The organism is Peribacillus sp. TE19612, from assembly GCF_056279465.1.
Genome location: NZ_JBWCCL010000007.1, coordinates 1 through 21,238, shown reverse-complemented (window position 1 = coordinate 21,238; position 21,238 = coordinate 1). Strand labels below are relative to the sequence as shown.

Annotated in this window: 18 protein-coding genes and 1 pseudogene; 3 read left to right on the top strand and 16 right to left on the bottom strand. The window is 40.1% G+C overall.

Translation table 11 applies throughout. The annotated features are described in order from the left end of the window. Nucleotides 1–26: 26 nt before the first annotated feature. Both ACZ9AO_RS13680 and ACZ9AO_RS13675 read right to left on the bottom strand, forming a co-directional pair. Nucleotides 27–656, bottom strand: coding sequence for an NAD(P)H-binding protein (locus ACZ9AO_RS13680; RefSeq protein WP_476109249.1), 630 nt, complete (start codon nucleotides 654–656; stop codon nucleotides 27–29). A gap of 662 nt (nucleotides 657–1,318) precedes the next feature. Continuing rightward, nucleotides 1,319–1,501, bottom strand: coding sequence for a YolD-like family protein (locus tag ACZ9AO_RS13675; RefSeq protein ID WP_034307388.1), 183 nt, complete (start codon nucleotides 1,499–1,501; stop codon nucleotides 1,319–1,321). A 651-nt stretch (nucleotides 1,502–2,152) separates the two neighbouring features. Between ACZ9AO_RS13675 and ACZ9AO_RS13670 the strand changes: the two genes are divergently transcribed. After that, entirely contained in the window at nucleotides 2,153–3,541 is a 1,389-nt protein-coding gene (locus ACZ9AO_RS13670) for a M28 family peptidase (protein WP_476109248.1), read from the top strand. A 568-nt stretch (nucleotides 3,542–4,109) separates the two neighbouring features. Here ACZ9AO_RS13670 and ACZ9AO_RS13665 read toward each other — a convergent pair. The 7 genes from ACZ9AO_RS13665 to ACZ9AO_RS13635 form a co-directional block, all read right to left on the bottom strand. Then, nucleotides 4,110–4,241 carry a DNA methyltransferase gene (locus tag ACZ9AO_RS13665; protein WP_476109247.1) on the bottom strand — a complete coding sequence of 44 codons (132 nt, stop codon included), beginning with the start codon at nucleotides 4,239–4,241 and terminating at the stop codon, nucleotides 4,110–4,112. A 595-nt stretch (nucleotides 4,242–4,836) separates the two neighbouring features. Continuing rightward, a complete protein-coding gene (locus tag ACZ9AO_RS13660) occupies nucleotides 4,837–6,300 on the bottom strand; it encodes an NAD-dependent succinate-semialdehyde dehydrogenase (RefSeq protein WP_476109246.1) in 1,464 nt (487 codons plus the stop codon). A gap of 58 nt (nucleotides 6,301–6,358) precedes the next feature. After that, nucleotides 6,359–7,129 (bottom strand): MFS transporter, encoded by a 771-nt coding sequence (locus tag ACZ9AO_RS13655; protein ID WP_476109245.1) that lies wholly within the window; start codon nucleotides 7,127–7,129, stop codon nucleotides 6,359–6,361. Continuing rightward, nucleotides 7,057–7,653 (bottom strand): MFS transporter, encoded by a 597-nt coding sequence (locus ACZ9AO_RS13650; RefSeq protein ID WP_476109244.1) that lies wholly within the window; start codon nucleotides 7,651–7,653, stop codon nucleotides 7,057–7,059. Before ACZ9AO_RS13650 ends, ACZ9AO_RS13655 begins: the two co-directional genes overlap by 73 nt. Nucleotides 7,654–7,786: 133 nt before the next feature. Beyond that, on the bottom strand, nucleotides 7,787–9,025 hold the full coding sequence (locus ACZ9AO_RS13645) for an iron-containing alcohol dehydrogenase (protein ID WP_476109243.1): 1,239 nt from the start codon (nucleotides 9,023–9,025) through the stop codon (nucleotides 7,787–7,789). A 122-nt stretch (nucleotides 9,026–9,147) separates the two neighbouring features. Next, entirely contained in the window at nucleotides 9,148–10,353 is a 1,206-nt protein-coding gene (locus tag ACZ9AO_RS13640) for a hydroxyacid-oxoacid transhydrogenase (RefSeq protein WP_476109242.1), read from the bottom strand. A gap of 18 nt (nucleotides 10,354–10,371) precedes the next feature. After that, the gene (locus ACZ9AO_RS13635; protein ID WP_063593827.1) at nucleotides 10,372–11,814 is read right to left on the bottom strand and encodes an aldehyde dehydrogenase family protein; all 1,443 of its coding nucleotides are present in this window, start codon (nucleotides 11,812–11,814) and stop codon (nucleotides 10,372–10,374) included. A 587-nt stretch (nucleotides 11,815–12,401) separates the two neighbouring features. Here ACZ9AO_RS13635 and ACZ9AO_RS13630 point away from each other — a divergent pair. Then, complete coding sequence (locus ACZ9AO_RS13630; RefSeq protein WP_476109241.1) at nucleotides 12,402–13,067, top strand: GntR family transcriptional regulator; 666 nt, start codon at nucleotides 12,402–12,404, stop codon at nucleotides 13,065–13,067. Between the two features lie 739 nt (nucleotides 13,068–13,806). Here ACZ9AO_RS13630 and ACZ9AO_RS13625 read toward each other — a convergent pair. From ACZ9AO_RS13625 to ACZ9AO_RS13615, 3 genes are read right to left on the bottom strand one after another with little or no spacing between them, the layout of a single operon-like run. Beyond that, nucleotides 13,807–14,943: a zinc-dependent alcohol dehydrogenase gene (locus ACZ9AO_RS13625; RefSeq protein ID WP_161922451.1), complete on the bottom strand. Its 1,137-nt coding sequence runs from the start codon at nucleotides 14,941–14,943 to the stop codon at nucleotides 13,807–13,809. A 15-nt stretch (nucleotides 14,944–14,958) separates the two neighbouring features. Further along, nucleotides 14,959–15,321, bottom strand: a complete 363-nt coding sequence (locus tag ACZ9AO_RS13620) for a spore coat protein (protein ID WP_048682441.1) — start codon at nucleotides 15,319–15,321, stop codon at nucleotides 14,959–14,961. 12 nt (nucleotides 15,322–15,333) lie between these two features. Continuing rightward, a complete protein-coding gene (locus ACZ9AO_RS13615) occupies nucleotides 15,334–15,549 on the bottom strand; it encodes a spore coat protein (protein WP_406593594.1) in 216 nt (71 codons plus the stop codon). A gap of 390 nt (nucleotides 15,550–15,939) precedes the next feature. On the opposite strand from ACZ9AO_RS13615, the gene ACZ9AO_RS13610 reads away from it, so the two are divergent. After that, nucleotides 15,940–16,239 (top strand): spore coat protein, encoded by a 300-nt coding sequence (locus ACZ9AO_RS13610; protein ID WP_406593592.1) that lies wholly within the window; start codon nucleotides 15,940–15,942, stop codon nucleotides 16,237–16,239. 189 nt (nucleotides 16,240–16,428) lie between these two features. Here the strand turns inward: ACZ9AO_RS13610 and ACZ9AO_RS13605 are convergent. From ACZ9AO_RS13605 to ACZ9AO_RS13590, 4 genes and pseudogenes are all read right to left on the bottom strand, one after another. Continuing rightward, a pseudogene (locus tag ACZ9AO_RS13605) lies at nucleotides 16,429–16,590 on the bottom strand (DUF8096 family protein). A 502-nt stretch (nucleotides 16,591–17,092) separates the two neighbouring features. Beyond that, on the bottom strand, nucleotides 17,093–18,475 hold the full coding sequence (locus tag ACZ9AO_RS13600) for a sigma-54 interaction domain-containing protein (protein WP_476109240.1): 1,383 nt from the start codon (nucleotides 18,473–18,475) through the stop codon (nucleotides 17,093–17,095). A gap of 206 nt (nucleotides 18,476–18,681) precedes the next feature. Then, a complete protein-coding gene (locus tag ACZ9AO_RS13595; protein ID WP_476109239.1) occupies nucleotides 18,682–20,457 on the bottom strand; it encodes a sigma 54-interacting transcriptional regulator in 1,776 nt (591 codons plus the stop codon). A gap of 406 nt (nucleotides 20,458–20,863) precedes the next feature. After that, a partial coding sequence (locus tag ACZ9AO_RS13590) for an enoyl-CoA hydratase/isomerase family protein (protein ID WP_476109238.1) occupies nucleotides 20,864–21,238 on the bottom strand: 375 nt, incomplete at its 5' end.

The window sequence follows — 21,238 nt, the reverse complement described above, 5'->3', positions numbered from 1 at the left end:
TTTTTTGTGCAAGTTACTCGAGTTATCTATAATCTTTGGAGTGCTTCATCAATCAGAATTTCGCCAGAAGTTACATGGAACGTTTTATTAAATACTTCTTCAGTATCCAGCGCTTTGACCAATACAGAAGCAATATCCTCTTTTGGTATCTCGCCTTTGTCATTCACAATTGATGGTCCAGCTTCAACTTTACCTATTCCCGGCTTATCCACAGGCATACTTGTCCGTATAACCGTATATGTAAGCTTTTCCTGTTTTAATAGCTCTTCTGAGTGGTACTTGACATCGTTTGTACTAGAATCTAAGCTCTCCATTTCTTTTGCTCGCATGGTGTTCATCAGAACAAAGCGCTTCACCCCATGTTTCTTAGCAGCCTCAACAGAGTCTAATACTGACTGATGGTCAACCAGTATTGGTTTGCCCTCCCCAGTCCGAGGACTGGCGTTACTAAGGTAGATTACTGCTTCACAGCCCGAAAAAGCACTGGAAAAATCCCTACTTTCCAAAGAAACTACATCTCGTGCTCCAAGTTTAACCATTTCCTCTACTTTATTCTCTGCTCCCACCAGTGCTACCGGGTTATGGTGCCTGTCTGCCAGCTGTTTTACAACGTGCTCTCCGGTCATGTCCTCTGTTCCTATTACTAGAACTCTCATTTTAATACCTCCCTGCTAGTTTCATAATATATATTTACCACTTTAAAATTTAATGAAACAATTAAGCGTCTTCGCCGTATCGTTAATTTTAACGATTCTTTGATAGTTTATTATTAGGGGAATTCCCATTCTTCAGTGGAAGCAATTAGACTTTTTTTACTTATATTGAACGTACGTAATCTCAAAATTAATAATCTGACATCCATTATTACTGAAGCTGTACGAACTAGATTAGTGATTGGAATTAAATAATAACGAAACCCAACTACTCTGCTCTTGTGAAGTAAATGGGGTTTGATTCGGGGAATTATAGAAAACTTTACATTAAAGACGATTATTTCCTGGGGAAACAAACCCGAAAAATTATCTCTTATATTAATTTCTTAAGTAATCACTCCATACATTCCATAGTTAATCGCCCCAGCTTTTCTTACTTGAGGAATTCCATACAAAGGATACTGCCATCTATAAAGCATAGAAACTATATTTATCAATCCGGAAATGAGGAGCCCTATTTTTTTCAAAACTGAAAAATTACTAACTACAGGAATGCTAAACATACCAGCTTTCCATATATGAAAAAAGAACCTCTAGTAATAAACTAAAGATTCGGGATTAATAAATATATTGTAATTTTAATATATTAAATGAAAGCAATTAAATTAATATATTTCCATAATACGAGATAAACGAATAGAGAAAATCTTTTGATTTTCATCCTTTAAGGAAAGGGTTTGTTCATTAAGGTTAAGTTTATGCAATTGACCCTTACATGTTTTTAATACTCCTTCTTTATAATAAATGATGGTCGTTATGCCCTTTTTTTTCAACGATTTTAAGATCACTTGATTATCTCCTTTCTGTCTATTCAATTATTTATTATAATTGTATGATAATTGGTGCAAAACTATGAAATCAATTAGGATATATATATTATACAATGAAAATCGTAAGCGTTTTCATTGTTGTTGTGAACAATTTGTGAAGGTTTGAACATTAGAATATTTTAGGAAATGGTAATATCAATAATAAAAAATGAATATTAAGTAAATCGACTTTTCAGACTGAAAATTACTTAACGTATACTATCCCCGTTTTGTCGGCGGATTCCCTTATCAACAAAACGGGCTGATTTCTTACACGATTTATCCGAAGTCATTCCAAGATCGTTCATAGATTTTCTAGTCCAGAAAGAATTGGATTCCCTATTTTCAAATTGTCATTTGGACTAAACGGTATTGCTTTTCAAAAGTTAGGTTAAAATGAGGTTGATAGATTTGAATGTTTGATAATTTTTTTACAATACAATATATTGACGGCTTCAATACATGATACGATTCTTCATTAAGAAGGATCGCTTTTTCTTTGCGGCATAATCTTAAGGGTGAGCGGGTGTCAGATACCGATTTATATTCGGAATTTAAAGACTAATGACTCATTTACAAACTATTTAGTTAAATACATAATTAGGAAGATTATGAAGAAGGAGGGATTATATGTATAGAAAATCACTAACAGTACTATTAGCTGCGGGTATGGTTCTATCAACTGGTACAGGATTTGCACAAACTAGCGGAGCAATAAATGCCCAGTCTGACACAGCTTTTGATAACAAAGTTATCAAAAAAATTAGTGCGGACAATATGTATAATACGATTGCCTATCTATCAGAGCAACCGAGAGCTGCTGGTACAGAAGGGGAGCTCCGTGCAGTGAAATACATAGAAAGTCAGTTTAAGAGTCTTGGTTTCGAAACAAAGGTTCAGCCTTTTCCCATCTATGATACGGTGCAAAATGTAAAAGTGAAAATTGGTGACAGTGATTTAGGAGGAACACCGCGTGCCCTTAGCGGCAGTATCAGCGGAAAGGTAACGGCCGAACTTGTTAATGTTGGAAAAGCAAAGCCAGAGGAAGTTGGAGAAAATGTATCTGGGAAAATTGCACTAGTTGAACGTGGGGACATTACCTTTGTTGAAAAGGTTCAGAATGTCCTAAATAAAGGAGCGGTTGGCGTTTTAATGTACAACAACTCACCATCAGGAAATAATTTCGGACAAGTATCAACGGGGCAAAATATACCTGCTGTAGCCATTACCCAAGCCCAAGGGTTAGAGTTGGTCGAACAGCTTAAAACTAAACAAATCACCTCCACTCTGGAAGTGGGAAAAGCTGAAAGGATCGAAAAGACATCTTACAATGTCATCGCTTCCCTAAAACCAAAAGCCAATAAGGATAATGGTCAAATCGTGACTGTTGGAGCACATCATGATTCTGTCCCGGGCGGCCCTGGTGCAAACGATGATGCTTCTGGTGTATCAGCTGTGCTGGAACTGGCAAGGATTTTGGCCAAAACCCCAATTGACACTGAAATTCGCTTCCTCACGTTCGGATCTGAGGAAAGAGGGCTCGTTGGATCATCCTTCTATGCTGATTCCCTTCCCAAAGAGGATGTAGACCGCATGGTGGCTCACTTCCAAATGGATATGATAGGCGGACGTGATGCTGGCGAGGATAATCCTGCAGGTGGTTTGATTATGTATACCATTGATGGAATGAAAAACCTTGTGACGGACCTGGGTTCCTCAGCAGGGGCCAGAACGATGGATGTTGCGATTCCTTATGGACAGCTGGGCAGGAGTGACCACCAACCATTCCATGAGCTTGGCATTCCATCCGCCTTGTTTATCCATTCCCCTGTAGAGCCTTGGTATCACCAGCCTACAGATACACTGGATAAGATATCGAAAGAAAAATTGCAGCAAGCAGCTGAAATTGTCGGCGCCAGTGTGTATCAAATTGCCCGTCCGGAAACTCCGGCATTAACAAATGCACGTGTAGCTCCTGGCACGGTAGACTATGATTTTGATGACCGTCCGGTAGATTAAATACTTCATTGTACAGAATTAGAGATTTATAATGGATCTTGGAGAAAATCAGGAGGGCATCTGTGTCGTTTACAGATGCTCTCTTCTTTTTATCGGCCAGCGCCTTGTGCTTAATTTTTTCACTATTTCTAAGTTCTAAGTCTAGTGAAAATCCTATATGAAATATGTAATAAAACATACATGCTTATCCAACTCCAATACCATTCACACTGTAAATACTCAATATTATCAGTGTACCTCTCCAATACTACATCACAGAAATAATTTCAACAATCAATAGATAGAAATCCAAAAACAGCTCAAACTTTAAAGGGTAGGCTGTTTTTTGAAATTTTAGGTTACAAATTAAATTCATAACGCTTTCTAAGTCGCAGTAACATAGCCACGTTCTAACTGTGAATGAACCAAGGATAAAAATGAGAAATACAAACATAATATAAGATGGGTACCCCGATGTCTTCAGGAGGTATAAAGCAACAACCTATTTAGCTTACGGTATCATTATGCAAAGCTTTCGAAACTTTTTTTAAATAGGTATTATCTAATTCGAAACCAATGAAGTTCGGATTTAGATTTTTAGCTGCTTGTCCGTTGACCCTGAACCCATAAAACAATCTAATACTGTTTCACCTTCATTAGAATGAGTTGCAATTATTTGTTCGAGAACATCAACCGGCTTTTGACAAGGGTGAAATCTCACCTTTCCACTATGAATATACCATAGATTTCACAGAATAAATGTCAAAGCACTTCAACAAGAAGAAGCAACAGATTGTATATCTGTTGCTTCTTTTTGTATGATTTCGCCTATTGCTATTAATGATTAATTCTTCATTATTTTTTGTTATTTAAATTCTTTTTGTTTTCTGCAATACTTCTTATTACCATGTATTTTCTTAATCGTTACTCTTCCTTGCTTGCTGCCATATTCATGCTCGCTTCGACATTCTCCTGGCTGATGGTGAGAAATAAAAGAATCTATATATGGTATATGGATTATTCATTAAACCCAAGTGTTTCTGGGAGAAATAAAACGATTTCTATTTCTTTCCTAGCTACACTATTGAGCACAGAATTTGGTATTTTAAGTATATAAACATCCTCAATTGTAATTTCTTCTAGAAAATCATCTTTATTGATTAACAAATAATTCAGCAACCTGGCCTAAGGTTCTGTACTGAGGTTTGTAAACAATGGGGAGCGTGTGTTGAATTAAGACTTTTTATGAGATAAATGAGGTAAATAAGGAAAGGCTTAAGGATTCGACTTCACCTTAAGCTTTTTCTTGCCCTATTTTAAAAACCCATCGATATATATTTTTCTTCTAAATATTCTTCAAGGCCTTGATGGCCGCCTTCCCTCCCCATGCCGCTTTCTTTCATGCCGCCAAATGGGGCTTGTGCAACGGTGGGAATGGCGTCGTTGTAGCCGATGATGCCGAACTCCAGAGCTTCGGATACCCTGACTCCCCTGCTTATATTCTGTGTGTAAAAATAAGCGGCCAGCCCGTACTCTGTATTGTTGGCAAGCTCGATCACCTCTTCTTCTGTATCAAACGGAATGATTGGCGCGACCGGTCCAAATGTTTCCTGGTATGTGATGAGCATATCCTTGTTCACTCCACCCAGTACGGTCGGTTCATAGAATAATCCATCAGCCAATTCCCCTTCAACTCTTTGTCCACCATAAAGAAGTCTGGCACCTTTTTCCAAGGCATCTTGTACATGTTCCTCTACCTTTTCCAGGCCATCACTGCTGACCAGCGGCCCGACTTCAACGGTTGGATCGATGCTATTTCCGACTTTTAGAGCTTTTACTTTTTCAACAAAAAGTAAAGAGAATTCATCGATGACAGAACGGTGGACATAAATTCGATTTGCGCATACGCACGTTTGTCCGGTGTTCCTGAATTTGCTTGCAACGGCACCAGCTGCTGCGGCTTCCAAATCAGCATCCTCAAAGACGATGAACGGCGCGTGTCCTCCAAGCTCAAGGGAAAGTCTCTTGAGCTGCGGGGCTGACTTGGTAACCAGCAATTTGCCTACTTCAGTAGATCCGGTAAAAGATATTTTCCTTACTACCGGATTTTCAAAAATTTCATCCGAGATAGGTCCGGCACTCCCTGTTACGATACTGACCACTCCAGCAGGCACTCCCGCCATTTCTACCAATTTACCAAACGCTAACGCACTAATAGGAGATTGTTTTGCAGGCTTGACAATGACTGTACATCCAGCGGCCATGGCAGGTCCTACTTTCCGCGTCATCATGGCCAACGGGAAATTCCAAGGGGTAATGGAAGCAACCACTCCAATCGGCTGGCGGATCACCGATAGCCTTTTATTTGCGGCAGAAGCAGGGATCGTTTCCCCATAAATCCGGCGGCCCTCTTCAGCAAACCATTCCAGGTAGCTTGCAGCAAAATCCACTTCACCCCGGGCTTCCGTTAAGGGCTTGCCCATTTCCATACTCATGATTTCTGCTAATTCATCTTTAAATTCATGCATAAGGTCATGCAATTTCTTAAGATATTTACTGCGTTCCTGTGCCGTCAGTTTTGACCAGGTTTTAAACGCTTCCTCAGCAGCTGCAATTGCGGCATGCGTTTCTTGGCGTCCTCCACTTGGAATCCTTGCCAAAACTTTCCCTGTTGATGGATTTGTTACTGGTAAAGTTTCTCCGTTATGTGCTGCAGTCCATTTACCGTTTACATACATTTTCAGTTCAGTTAAATTGACTAATCCACTAGTTTTCAGCATGAATATGTCTCCTTTTTTCGTTGTATTTGCAAAGCACTTCATTATATATACAAAAAGATTATAGCCCTGAAACTTTAGTTCCCCCGTCTATGTCCGTGTTAATCGAAATCCTTTCATTTTTAAGAACAAAGGTATACCCCACAGCAGCAATAAGACAACTGACTACAGGTATGATCAGGGCTATATTGAAATTATTGAACTTCGCTATTAAGATCCCTGTTGCTACTGGGGCAATCCAGCCAGCGAGATTTCCCACGAAATTTTGCAGCCCTGCAAGCTTTCCTTCCGCACCCTTTGGAGCAACATCCGAAACAGTGGCCCAGAGAATACCCGCAGCCAATCCTTCACCGCCGATTGCTATTGAGATATACGTAAGTGCCATTATGGCACTGTCTGTATAGATAGTCGGTATTATGGCTAATGGAAAAAGCATGCCGATGGTTAAAACTGTTTTTCTTGCTTTGATGGAATTCCAGCCTCTTTTAATTAAGAAATCCGACAACACACCTCCTAAAATATTTCCCAGAAAAGACATGATCCAAGGTAGCATCGTAAAAAACCCGGCTTTTAAAAGAGTCATTTGCCTTTCTACTACAAGATAAGTGGGAAGCCAAGTCATCATTAAATACGTAAGATAGTTATGGGCAAACAAGCCGTATAACATAGGGTAAACACTTCTGAATTTAAAGAATTTAAATGGTGAGAAGTTTAGTGTCTTCGCTTTTTCGGTTTGAGTTTGCTCCTCTTTGATATAGGCTACTTCGGCCTCGTTTGCAATCTTACTTGCTCTGGATGGTTTTTGAAAAAGAATAACCAGAATGCCAGCCATATAAAACCGATGGATCCAATTACCACAAAGGATGCTTGCCATCCCCAAGCCTGGATGATCCATGCTAAAATAGGTGTTGTTATGCCAATCCCGATAGCTGTACCAGAATTAAATATCCCGTTTGCAATGCCCCTTTCGTGTGACGGCAGCCAGTCCGAAATAACGCGCGTATTGGTTGGAAACGCTGGAGCCTCTCCGATTCCCATTAAAACGCGGATACCGATCAGTCCGCCAAGCGAACGCCCCATTCCGGTTAACACCGTACAGAGCGACCACCAAACGATGGCAATCGAATACGTTAATCGTGCCCCCAATTTATCAACAATTACCCCGACCGGGATCTGCATTAAGGCATACGACCAAAAGAACGCTGACCCCAATATCCCGAATTCTACTGCCGAAAGCGAAAGATCCTTCATCATCGAGGGTCCTGCAATGCCAAGAATTGCCCTATCCATATAATTGATTGTTGTTGCGACGAAAAGGAGTACCACTACAAGCCATCTTCCATTGGTCTTTTTCATACGTCACCTCATTAGATAATTATATTCAGGTAGAAAAATACTGCGGGAAATCCATGTGTCCGAAAAAAGTTAAAAAGGGGAAACTGATTTGATATCCCCTGAAATTCCAGGTGGTTTTCAAATTGAATGGTTTTTATACATTCACGATGGCCGTTTCTGAATTTTTTGCACTGCATGCATTTCGATTACCATTATTAAATCCTTCAAAGTCACCCTCATAAGCCTTCTCTATAATCAGTTGGATATCCGATGCCTCCGTCAGCCTTGGATTAACGACCACGTTACCGCTTCGCATGGAATCTTCCACTAATTTCGACAAAACGTCCAATGAGACTCCAAGATCTTTAATATTAAGAGGAATATTCATGCTCCGATTCATTTCGATGATGGTTTCGATTGCTTTCTCGGCTGCTTGCGCATTGGATAAACCGCTTACATCCCTTCCTAAAGCTATTGCAATTTCTCTATACTGATCCTCACATGCCGGCAGGTTGAATCTCATGACGAATGGCAATAGTGCTGCATTTGCGATGCCATGCGGGATATTAAAGACTCCTCCGAATGTATGGGAAATGGCGTGTACATTACCCAGTCGGGATTGCGAAAAGGCTGCACCAGCTAACAGGGAGGCTACAAGCATGTTTTCCCTGCTTTCCATGTCCGTTCCTACAAAGTACGATCGTGTTAAATTTTCACCGATCATCTTCATGGCCTGCATCGCGAAAGCCTTGCTGACAGGGTTGGCAGATTTGGAGGTGTAAGATTCAATTGCATGAGTCAGAGCATCCATACCAGTCGCTGCAGTAATCTCTTGAGGCAAATTTAATGTAAGGGCCGGGTCCAATATAGCTAGCTTTGGAAACAGAAGTGAACTAAGTACACCTAATTTAAAAGAAGTTTCCTTATTCGTTACCACTGTCGAATTAGTAGCTTCACTGCCAGTTCCAGCCGTAGTCGGGATTGCTATGATCGGGAGCGGAGGATTGGAAATCTTTCCAACTCCTTCATAATCCAGGATATGGCCGGGGTTAGTAGCCATTGCCGCAATGCCCTTGGCTGTGTCAATGCTGCTTCCTCCACCTACAGCCAGAACCGCCTCCATCTTTTGTTGCTTAAGATACACTGTCCCCTGTTGGATTGTTTGAGCTGATGGATTAGGCTCTACCTCATCGTAAATCTCAAAAAAAAGGTTTGCCGAAGCAAGGGATTGTTCAATGCCTTGTAAGAGACCGGCTCCTCTAACCCCTTTATCTGTTACGATCAGCACACTCGATACACCTAAACCCTTAATTAGCTCCCCTGTTTTTCCAGATATTCCGTTACCGCACTCCACCCGTGTCGGCATACTATATGTAAAAGGCATAAGAGACATTTTCACTTCCTCTCCATTTATATTCTATTAGATGGTGAAAACCTTTCCGCCCCGGTCTGCAGATCCATCATGAATGGTTATGATGCTTAACCTTTCAGGGACACCATTCCTTCACAAGCAATCTATAAAGCTTTTCTAAGTAATTCTTCTAAACTGTGCTGGGTTGGCATTCTTGGGTTATTCCGAATCAGGCGATCGATTTGGAGGGTCTTCTCAGCAATTTCGGGAATATCCTCTTCTTTGATCCCAATCTCCGACAGCTTTGTAGGCAGCCCAATTTCCCCAAGCAGGGTAAGCACAGCTATTGAAGCAGCCAAAGCGCCTTCCTTATCGGAGAGGCCATCCGAGTTCACATTGAATGCCTGGGAAATCCTCACCATTTTTTCTGTTTCTACAGCTGCATTATATTCCATGACATATGGAAGCAAGAGCCCGGTCACCTCTCCATGCGGCGACTTCACAATCCCTCCAATTGGGTAAGCCAATGCATGGGCTGCTGCTGTACCTGCATTTGAAAAGGACATTCCAGCAAGCAGGCTACCCATTAGCATATTTGAACGTGCCTCGAGATTGCTCCCTTGCTGCACCGCAAGCGGCAGGTTTTTTGCAATCAATTCAATAGCTCTGTAGGCGAGTGCATCGCTTATGGGGATTGACCCTTGGAATAAAATGTTTCCTTCTGCCTGGATATATGCAGAAGGTTTGGCTGTGTATGCCTCTATCGCATGTGACAAAGCATCAATTCCGGAACAAGCTGTTACATAAGCGGGAAGCCCTAACGTTAATTCTGGATCAAGCAGAGCAACGGTTGGTCTTAGGTAATTATCCGAGATACCAACTTTCAGGTTATTTTCCACATCGGTCAACACCGCCACTGATGTCACTTCTGAACCGGTTCCAGCCGTCGTCGGAATCGCTACAAGAGGGGCGATTGGTCCAGGAACCTGGTTTTCGCCGCCATAATAGTCCAGGGGATGTCCGCCATGGGCGACCAACAAAGCGACAATCTTCGCCATATCAATGCTGCTTCCTCCACCAAGGCCAATTACTGCATCAATATCCATTTGAGATTTAGCAAACTTATAACAGTCCATCGCCGAATCAACAGGCGGCTCCGGTACGACCTGGTCATAGATTACTGTTTCGTAATTTGCTTGCTCCAACAACGATGAAATTCTGTCCACGATACCAGCGTTTTTAATCCCTGGGTCAGTAACGAGCAAAATGTTTTTCGCCTTTAACCTTTGCAGGATTGAATCTAATTGCCCGATCGCCCCGTTTCCAAATACGATTCTTTCGGTAGAATAAAAATCCCATGTGTTTCTCATATCCCTTACCTCCCAAGTCTAAAGATTGATGACTACAAGTTTTTCGTCTGTCATCTCTTGCACGGCATAATGCGGTCCTTCTTTGCCGATTCCGCTGTCCTTCACGCCGCCATACGGCATGATGTCGGCACGGTATGTAGAAACATCATTGATGATCACACCGCCAAAATGGAGTTCCTGTGATGCCCGCATCGCTAAAGTGATATCGGAAGTAAATAAACCAACTTGTAAGCCGAACTTCGTATCATTGGCCTGACGGAAAGCCTCCTCGATGTTATCGAAAGGAATGATGCTGATCACCGGCGCGAACACTTCCTGGCAGACTACCTTCATTTCCGGTTTCACATCTATTAATATAGTAGGTTCTAGAATCGAATCCCGCCTTTTCCCTCCATATACCACTTTGGCCCCAAGACGCCTGGCTTCCTGGATCCATTCTTCCGCACGCCTGGCTTCTTTCTCGGAAATCATGGGACCAATGTCCGTGGAGGAATCTTCCGGATTACCAACCTTCAAGCCCTGTGCCACCTTGACTGCCTTTTCCACAAACACATCGCAGATATCTCTATGAACGTAGATCCGTTGTACAGAGATGCAGGCTTGCCCTGCATTCACATACCCTCGCGTGACACAGAGCTCAACTGCTCTGTCTAAATCAGGGACATCCTTGTGAATGATATTTGGGGAGTTATTTCCTAATTCCAAAGTAACCTTACGAATTCCCGTACTGCTCTTAATGTGTCGGCCTATGCCGGGACTCCCTGTAAAAGTGAACATCGCAATTCGTTCATCCTCCAAAAGGTATTGACCTGTTTCCTGCCCAAACCCGTTAACCACATTCAGGAAACCTGCAGGTAATCCAGCTTCGGAAAAGATTTCCGCTATCTTGCATGCAATGAGCGGCGTCATTTCAGCCGGCTTTAACACGATTGTATTACCCGCTGCCAACGCAGGAGCCACCTTGTGGATGGTGAGATTGAACGGGAAGTTAAATGGGGTGATCGCACCGATAACTCCAACAGGAACCCGGATGGTGAAAGCCATCTTATTGTCGTTTCCAGACTGCCCCAAAGGAACGCCTGTACCGGCAATCCGTTTTGCTTCTTCCGCTGAAGCTATCATCGTTTGGATCCCTCTATCGATTTCCCCTCTGGCATCCTTCAATACTTTACCGACTTCCTGAACCAGAATCATCGCCAGCTCTTCTTTTCTCTCTTTAGCGATATCCGCTGCACGCATTAGAATCTCGTATCGTTGATTGGAATCTAGCTTTCTCGTATTAAAGGTTTCCAATGCATTGGTCACCGCTTCAGAAACAATTTCGCGGGATGCCCTGCCAATCCGGCCAATTTCTTCTTTGTTATATTTGTTCATAACAGCGATAGTATGTTGATCGGATATCCATTGCCCATTAATGAAATGGCCATAAAATGCATTTTTTCTACTTAGCGATGTGCTCATTGAAGATTCCTCCTTTGAAAAATAAAGATCACATTTTTTCACTTCACAGTTATTTCTGCTAATTCAATGAATTCCAATCAAGAAAACGGCAAGCATAAAGCGCTTCCATTTTAAACTTAAAATTTTGCCTGCCCATCAATACTCTTTAATTGTTATTTATAGAATCTTGCTAAAAATAGTATGTAATCATTTCCGAAAATATATCACATAATATATGATTATGTAAATATTTAAAATTAAAAAAATTCTGATTTTTGATTAAAACACTATTAATAAAGGATTTGTGTATTTGAATAATATCGATAGATTAATTAATTCATGTTAATTTGAATAATTTTATATATAATTTTTTACAAAACTCACGAATATAATATATAATTATCAGTAAGGAAGATATATTTTTGCAGCTTTTCAGCAGATTATGCGGTCACCTTCCAAACTGTCTATTCTTGATATCAATATGGATTCACTTTATCTTATTGATAGGGACAACAATAAGAAAGCTACTTCAGTAATAATTTAAGTTGTTACATCTATATGAAATAACACTCGTTCTCATAGAAATTTTTTAAGTTAGGGGCATTTCGATGATAAAGGAAAAAGAACGCGGGGAGACAACGGAATATGTCTACAATTTATTAAAAGAAAAGATTTTTGAATGGGATTTATCGCCGGGACAAAAAATCAATATCAGCCATTTAACCCGGGAAATCAACATTAGCGCCATACCTCTCAGAGAAGCATTATCTCGTTTGAACTCTGAGAACTTAGTCATCTTAGAACCAAATAAGGGGTATCGGGTCAGTGACATATTAGATACTGAAAATATGGCGAAAATGTTGGAGGCCCGGATATTACTGGAGACGCATGCGGTCCGGAATATTATCCGCTTAAATAATATAAGCGTGACGGAAGAAATGGCCGCGCTTACAGATGAAATGTTTTCCACAAACACAGGTGCTTCCAACAAAAAAATTCTAGATTTTACTCATTTAGATCAACAATTTCATCATGCCATCATGAACGCTGGAGGAAACCCGTTTTTATTTGAAGCATATAAAGGCATGCACTGTCATCTTCATATAGGCCGGTTTTATCACGTCAAAGGTGAGATCGACCAAGAAGACGCACCATCGGAACATATGGAAATCATTGAGGCCATCCGGACAAGGGATGTATACAGAGCCGAGATTGCGATCTCCAGCCACATACAGGATTCCATAGATCGTTTATTGGAGAGGACAAAAAGATAATACTTGGAAGCTATTGAGGATAATCTTCTTTGGATATCAGTCATCGTAATCGCTTTGATCAAATTTCCGGAATATTCAAGTGGGTGTAAACATACATTCCCATCTCAAATGCTTAGAAACAAAAGGAATAGAAAAACCATGTGAAAGATTTATGCACCAAGAAGTAAACAAGTAGATCAAAGGGATGAAACCGAAGACAAAAGAAAAGAAGCTTTTTGATGCTTCTCTTCTTTTGAAAGATGATGGATTGAATTTGCAAAAAAAACATTTGCTAAATCAAAGTAACAAACTAAAATCCCTATCACAATTGATAGGGATTTTACCATGAAAGACTATATGCTGAATGATTCGCTGAGTGAATCCACTTACCGCTATAACCTTTTCTGATTTTGATCTCCAAAGAAAAGAAAAAGTATATGTGATAAATCCAAACGAAAAAAGTAAAAAATAACGAAAACCCTATAACTAACTTGCCCCTTATAGTTTTTGTAGGTCGTGGGTTTTAATGAAAAAAAGATAGCTTAGAGCACAAAAAAACGATTTTCCCTTAACGTGGGCAAAATCGTCTTTTCTGGTGCTTAATTTGAATAAGGTAAATGTAGCTCTCTAAAGACAGGGGTGTTCACTTTTCTTAAATCTTCTTCTATGCGTATTTCATCCAGAAGTAAAAATCACTTCCAAAAGTTAAAAAAGGGTTTGATACCTTCAAATCTATTTTTCCAAATGAAAACAACCATCTCTATGGCTTAAGGACCACTTTAATACATCCATCTGTCCTTGTATCAAACACTTCATACCCATGCTTTGCTTGGTCAATTGGAAGTACATGGGTTACAACATCGCCAGGATCTACTTTTCCTTCTGATATTAGTTTATAAAGGTAGGGCATATAAGGAATAACAGGAGCCTGTCCGGTTTTAATATCCACGTTTCTTTGGAAAATATCTCCTAGGGGGAATCCATTATAACGGCCGCCATAAACGCCTGTTATTTGTATGGTTCCCGCCTTACGAACGGCTTGGGACGCAATTACAATCCCTCCCATGGCTCCCCCATGTAATTTAAGACCCGATGCAAGATATTCCATCGGAGTCATTTTGCCACTCATCCCGGAACAGTCAATAACAATATCTGCACCACCTTTAGTGATTTCTTTAAGGTATTCGCCAGTATTTTCATATTGTGCAAAATTTACGGTTTCGACTTTATTCGTCCTTTTTGCATGCTCTAAACGATAGTCGAGATGGTCGACAGCAATCACTCTTTTCGCCCCTTTAAACCAAGCGAATTTTTGAGTAAGTAGACCTACAGGACCGCAGCCTAAAACTATAACCGTATCGCCAGATTTGACACCTGCGTGATCTACACTCCAGAATGCTGTGGATGCTGCATCAGCGAGCAACACCAATTTTTCATCTTCTACCTCGCAGTCTTCTGGGATTTTGAAAGGGGTAAAGTTTCCATAAGGAACACGCATATATTCAGCTTGCCCGCCGGCATACCCACCAGTTGTTTCTGAGTATCCAAAAAAACCACCCATTTCCCCATGAGGATTTGAATTATCGCACTGACTTGTAAGGTCGTGGTCGCAATACCAGCAGCTCCCGCAGCTAACGTTAAAGGGGATAATGACCCGGTCTCCCTTCTTTACCTTAGTTACCCCTGGTCCCACTTCCTCAACAACCCCCATCGGCTCATGACCAATGACATAATCTGTAGGCATATTGGGAATTAATTGATGAATTAAGTGCAAATCGGAGCCGCAAATCGCTGAAGTAGTGATTTTTACAATAATATCATCCGAATTTTTGATGTTAGGGTCTTTAACTTCTTTAACCTGTACATTTTTATTGCCCTGGTAAGTTACGGCTTTCATGATGCTTTTCCTCCTTTATTTATTCGGCGTTGCGAACATGCCGAGTCTGTCAGTATCATTCGGGAAAAGATTCATTCCAGCGATACTAACCGCCATATCGGCTGATTTTAAATCTAATTCCACCTGTTTACCTACATCGTTCGGATAAAGCCAGCCCTTCCTGATCATTAAATCGGATAACTCACCATGTAAGTCAATAGATTGCTCCATTTGCTGGTACAATGCTTTTCGCAATGCGGGATTCGCTGTTTCAGATAATGCAATACCATACGTATGAATCCCACTTTTGATAGAGAGTAGAAAATCTAACGCGAAAGAGGAATCAGCCATTTCCGGCATATGTTCAGCGCCTTGGGGATCTAAAAAATCCATTTCCATTTAAATTTCACCTCATTTTTCATAGTGTGTTCGGGCTTTTGTATAAAAACCCTTTAGCTCGTTTATAGCAGCTATAGATTGTTGTACGTCTTTTTCCATTAATGCTTTTAAATCATTGTCAAAGCAAATACCTTGCATTAATTTTGATCTCATTAAACCTATTGTTTTAAAATTTAAAATTTCATGCGTTTCCATGGTTTCATGAAATGCCAAGCTTTCATTTTCCATACGTTCACCTCCCTAATCTATATAACAAAAATACTTTTCCCAGTTCATCTGTTTGTTATACGGAATATTGACCGATAGGTAGTTTATTTCCCAAAATACGCGTTACATTTGCAAATGATGATGTATAAAAACTTTTGTATTACGAAAGATATTGAAGTGAATTCTCAAAGAAATGGAGTGAAAAATCATGACGAAAAATTTAGGACTGCATGAGACTTTAGAGGCGCACGAAATTTTAACTTTCAAGAGTCTTTGTCTAACAAAGTCCTCTACAATGAGCAGTTTAGTGCAGGATACAGACCTACAAAATATTCTATTAAAAGACATGAGGGCTGGGACACAAGATATTAAAACACTGCAGGAAATTCTGATGAATCGAGGGGAACGGTAATGACAAACTTTTTGCAAAATATGGCGGGTATGGGTGGCATGACTGATCAGGTGATTGCGACGGACTTCTTAATATCCGCAAAATCAGGAATTAGAAATCTTGCTTTTGCCATTACAGAAACAAAAACACCTGAATTGAAAGCAGCCTTAAGAGAACAGCTTCGTGTCGCTGTAGAAAGACATGGAGAGATAAGTAACTATATGATTGCAAAAGGTTACTATCATCCACATAATTTAAATGAACAATTACAAGTTGACATAAATACAGCAAATACAGCCCTAAACCTTCCCCAACAATAAAGTCTACTCATGGATGTGAAAACAGACAGATTACACAGAGGTTCGGGCAAATCGAAAAAAGCAATGAATTTCTCAAACTTGAGAAACATTGCTTTTTTTAGGGGTATATTATAGGAAGTGCTTAGCAAAACAAGGTAATTATGGTAATGTAGATGATCCAATCTAGAAGTTGTTGTGTTTTAACGAATTTTACTTCTTTCTTACTAGGGTTAAAATCGATTTCTTCATGCCACACTCTCTGCATTTACGAATATATTTAACCGAACTTTCAAACTAAGTATTACCGCAATTGTCATAGCTACCACTAACGATGTCAGGATAATCTTCGTAGTCATAAATAATTATTGTCATATTCCTTTTTTCCTCTTGAATTTCTTCAGATAAATCACCCTGTTCAATAGTCCTGCGATTATACTCAACACTCTAATCAACTCGAACAAGTCGGACTAACTCATCATGAATTAAATTTTGCTCAACATTCAAAGACAACAATTCTATCGGTGAAGCTAACCTACAACGTTCAGTTACTTCTTGAGCAGCTACGTGACTACTTCCCCCTTTTTCCTCATGGATTTCCCACATCTTCCTCAGATCCGAAACCCCTGCCAAACTTATTACGCTCTGTATAGGTACAAGCAGAGTATTTCCGATCCTGTTCGTTTGAACTTTGTTAATTCGGGATGCCAGCCAGAGAGCCAAGTGTTCACTCATCGGGTAAGTTTATGGCAACCATCTTTCTTCAGTGTGGATGGCAGGGGTGCGGGGCAATCTTGACTTCATCTAGCTGAGAGTGTACAACGACTATCTTTTCCATCTTAGACCCTGGAGAAGATGAAACTTTCTCCTTTTGACGTTATAGACCATGTTTTTTCATTTTGCGGATTAAGGTCGTATGTGAAACGCCCAATACCTTGGCAGCCTTGCGAATACTCCCTTCCCGCTGAATCATGCTCTCGATTAGATTTTTCTCCACAGACTTAAATAAGTTACTTTTGGTATCCTCGTTTCTTAAGAGTTTTGATAGACTGACTCCCGTATGTTGTTTTGCAATAGGCAAATCCTTCGGTTCTATTACATCGTTTTTAGTGGTTAGGACAAGTCGCTCTGTAATATTTGACAATTCTCGGATGTTGCCTGGCCAGTGATATGCGCAAAGAATATCCATAGCATCCATCGTAAATGATTTATTCTTATTATATTCCTCATTAAAATTTTGGAGAAAATGGCCGATTAACAAGGGGATATCATCCTTTCGTTCCCTCAATGCTGGAGTCTGGATAGGGATGACATTCAATCGGTAATATAGGTCTTCCCGAAATTCTCCTCTAAGGACCATAGATTCTAAATCCCTATTTGTCGCTGCCACAATTCTTACATTGACCTGAATCACCTTCGTTCCACCGACCCGGGTAAACTGCTGGTCTTGTAGCACACTTAAAAGTTTTGCCTGAAGATATAAGGGGAACTCCCCGATTTCATCCAAAAATAAGGTTCCTTGATCAGCAAGTTCAAATAATCCTGGCTTCCCATCCTTCTTTGCACCGGTGAAGGCACCTGTATCATAGCCAAAGAACTCAGATTCCAAGAGATCCTTAGGGATGGCCCCGCAGTTCACTTTGATGAAGGCTCCGGAATCTTTCCGCTTACTTGTTTCATGAATTTCCCTAGCCAAGACATCTTTCCCTACTCCAGATTCCCCCAACAGAAGTACTGTTGAGTCAGTTGGACCGATATGGTGAATAAGGTCGATAATTTCCTTCATCATCCGGTTAGCGGTGATGATTCCCCTTTTGGAATGGTGCTGTCGAAGTGATAAAAGTTCCATATAATATTTTGCTGAAAGCCTCTCTATTTCTTCTACCTTTTTCTTCATAATTATCTGATCGGTTATATCATGGGTGATGGATAACACCCGAATCAAACGGTTTCCTCCATCAAAGATAGGAATTGCAGTAACCAAGACAGTCCTTCCGTTCTGATACTGTTGGAAATCGGTCACCGTTTGTTTTTCTTGAATAGCCCTCAATGTGACAGATTTTTTTTGGAAGATTCCACTTTCCACAATATCCCTTATATTCCGCCCAGCATAAGCTTCGCGAGGTAAACCACTTAATTTAAGCATGGACTGATTGACCAATAGAATTTTCCCTTCCTGGTTCATCGCCAAAATTCCATCATGAAAATTCTCTACAATTGTCCGATATAATTCTAAATCAGGTATCCTCGTAAACTCCATGTGCTCCTCCTACGATCCAAATTGTATAGTTATAAACCATTTCCAGTAACGCTTATGTGTCACCTGTTAGCCCTTTCTGAAACGGCATCTCTATACAGTACAAAAGACATGTACGATAAGCAGAACAAAACAACGACGAATATGAATCTCAATATATAATCGGATCCAAAACGAACAATAATTAGAATAGTAATATACATAGTTCTTTAGCGTATCGCATTGAGGGTAACCCCAAACTCTTTCATCTTTTTGAGAACCATTGTATGAGTGACACCTATGGCCTTACCAACTTTTCGCACTGATCCATATTTTTTCAGGGCTTGGATTAGCGCTTCCTTTTCCAGATCGACCAGGTTGCCTCCTTCTGCAGGACCGTAACAAGACAGCTTGAGGATTTGCAAGTCTACCTCAGGTTTACCTTCTTGAATCTTTAGTTTATTTTCTATCTCGTTACATTCACTTACTATATTTGGAAGATACTTCAATTTAATGACCTTGGCACGGCAGGTAAGCACTAGTCGTTCCACTATATTGGATAACTCCCGAACATTCCCGGGAAATTTATACATTAACAATTGATCCACAACTTCTTTTGATAAGCGTTTTGAATATTGATGTTTCTCATTAAATTTCTTCAAAAAATAACCAAGTAGCGGAGTAATATCATCCTTTCTTTCCCTTAGTGGCGGAATTGTTATTGGTATGATATTCAACCTATAATAGAGATCTAGCCGAAATGTTCCTTCCTCCACCATTCTTTCCAAGTTTCGATTGGTTGCAGCAATAACCCTTACATTAATTTTAATGGTTTGTGTTCCTCCAACTCGGATAAGTTCCTGTTCCTGAAGAACCCGCAGGAATTTTACCTGCATGTCTAATGGCAACTCTCCAATTTCGTCAAGGAAAAGAGTTCCGTTATTGGCCAATTCAAAAATACCCTGCTTACCTGCCTTTTTTGCTCCTGTAAAAGCACCCTGTTCATATCCGAACAACTCTGCCTCTAATAGATTAGGAGGAATCGCTCCACAGTTTACTTTCACGAATAATCCTTTTTCATAACGCAAGCTGTTTTCATGTAGCACTTTGCCAATGACCTCTTTCCCAACTCCAGATTCCCCCAGCAATAATATAGTAGAATCGGATGATGCAACATGATAGACAAGATCGAGGACATCTAGCATTTTTTGGCTATAGGCTATCACTTCTCCTGAACTTTTTATATTTTGAATGCGCACCTGTTTGAGCTCGGTTGGGTAGTGCGAAGGTAAATTCTTGGATTCAGCAAGTTGCTCTTGAAGTCTATTTAAGTCCGAGACGTCCCTGACGTTTGCCAGAACCCGGATCAATTCTCCTTTTTGGTTGCAAACCGGCGTAGCTGTAACCAGAGTATATATTCCAGTATTTTTATACTTCTGAACATTTGTATATGATCTTCCTGATTGTAGCGTCTTCATCACCACTGAATCATTCAGAAATAGGCCTTTATCCACCATATCGTTCATGTGCGCCCCGACCATTACCTCCTTGTTCAGTAAAGTGATCTGTTCAAACTCCTTATTGATATGCAGAATATAACCTGTCTCATCTGTTATCAATATTCCATCATAAGAATTGTCTATAACGAGCATCAACTTATTTAATTCATCTTGCAGGCAACGATGAATCTCATTCCATTTGATACTGCCGTAATAAATCCCATCCTTTACAACAGGAATAATTTGGTGGGTGTTGGAACACGGTAAGCAGTAAATCACTTCCGTCCCGTCGACTGAAACACAGTCTTTATCAATGTACTCTTCGACGAATCGGTTTGAATCAGTATTTAGTAAATCCCTTGCATGAATTATTCCTATGAAATTTTGACCCGACAAAACAGGAATCTCATTTAATTGTGAAGACTTCATGTATTCAGCCGCTTTCCAGATAGGATCTGTACTTTGAACGACAGGAACATTTTGTTCAATACGATCTAACCAGTTCATGTATATCACCTTTTTATTCTTTTCGAACAGATTAAGGATAATTGGAATTGTTTCTAGTTAAATAGATGTGTAGAAATGAAGCTCTTATATATGAGGACGGATATGAAAATTAACCTAATAAACACCATCGTGAATAATATCAGTAGAGTAAACAACCTCTTAAAACAATAATATTATTACTCTTCAAATAGGTATAACTGTATATCATTCGATAGTTCATTGGTCAACTAAGGATAGAAGATTTTTCTTTTTGATTATTTTAAATATCCAAAGGTGTAAGTCCCTGTAAGGAAGTTAAAAGGAACAAAAAAAGATTGTAGAGAGAGTAATACCACGCTTTCTCTACAAGCTGGGAAGAACAGATTCAGGGGTTTCTCAACACCTCAGTTGACTTACTATCCATTATTTACTTTCCTTTAAAAATAGGTTTTCTCTTTTCTACGAACGCATCTACGCCTTCTTTAAAGTCTTCTGTTGTGCGAAGGAGGCCGTAGGCTTTCCCTTCCATTTTCAATCCGACTCCCAGCGGACTTTCTTCAGAAGCGTTCAACACTTCTTTTGCAACACGCTGAGCAAGCGGAGAAAATTGGACAAGCTCCTCAACTAAAGAATCCACTGTTTGTTGAAGGTCCCCTTTGGACACTACTTGTGTTAATAGACCCCATTGATATGCTTCATTTGCAGGGATTTTTCTGGCACGCATGATCATGTCCTTTGCTCTTGTTAAGCCCACAATCTTTGCAATTCTCTGTGTACCTCCACTCCCAGGAATCATTCCTAG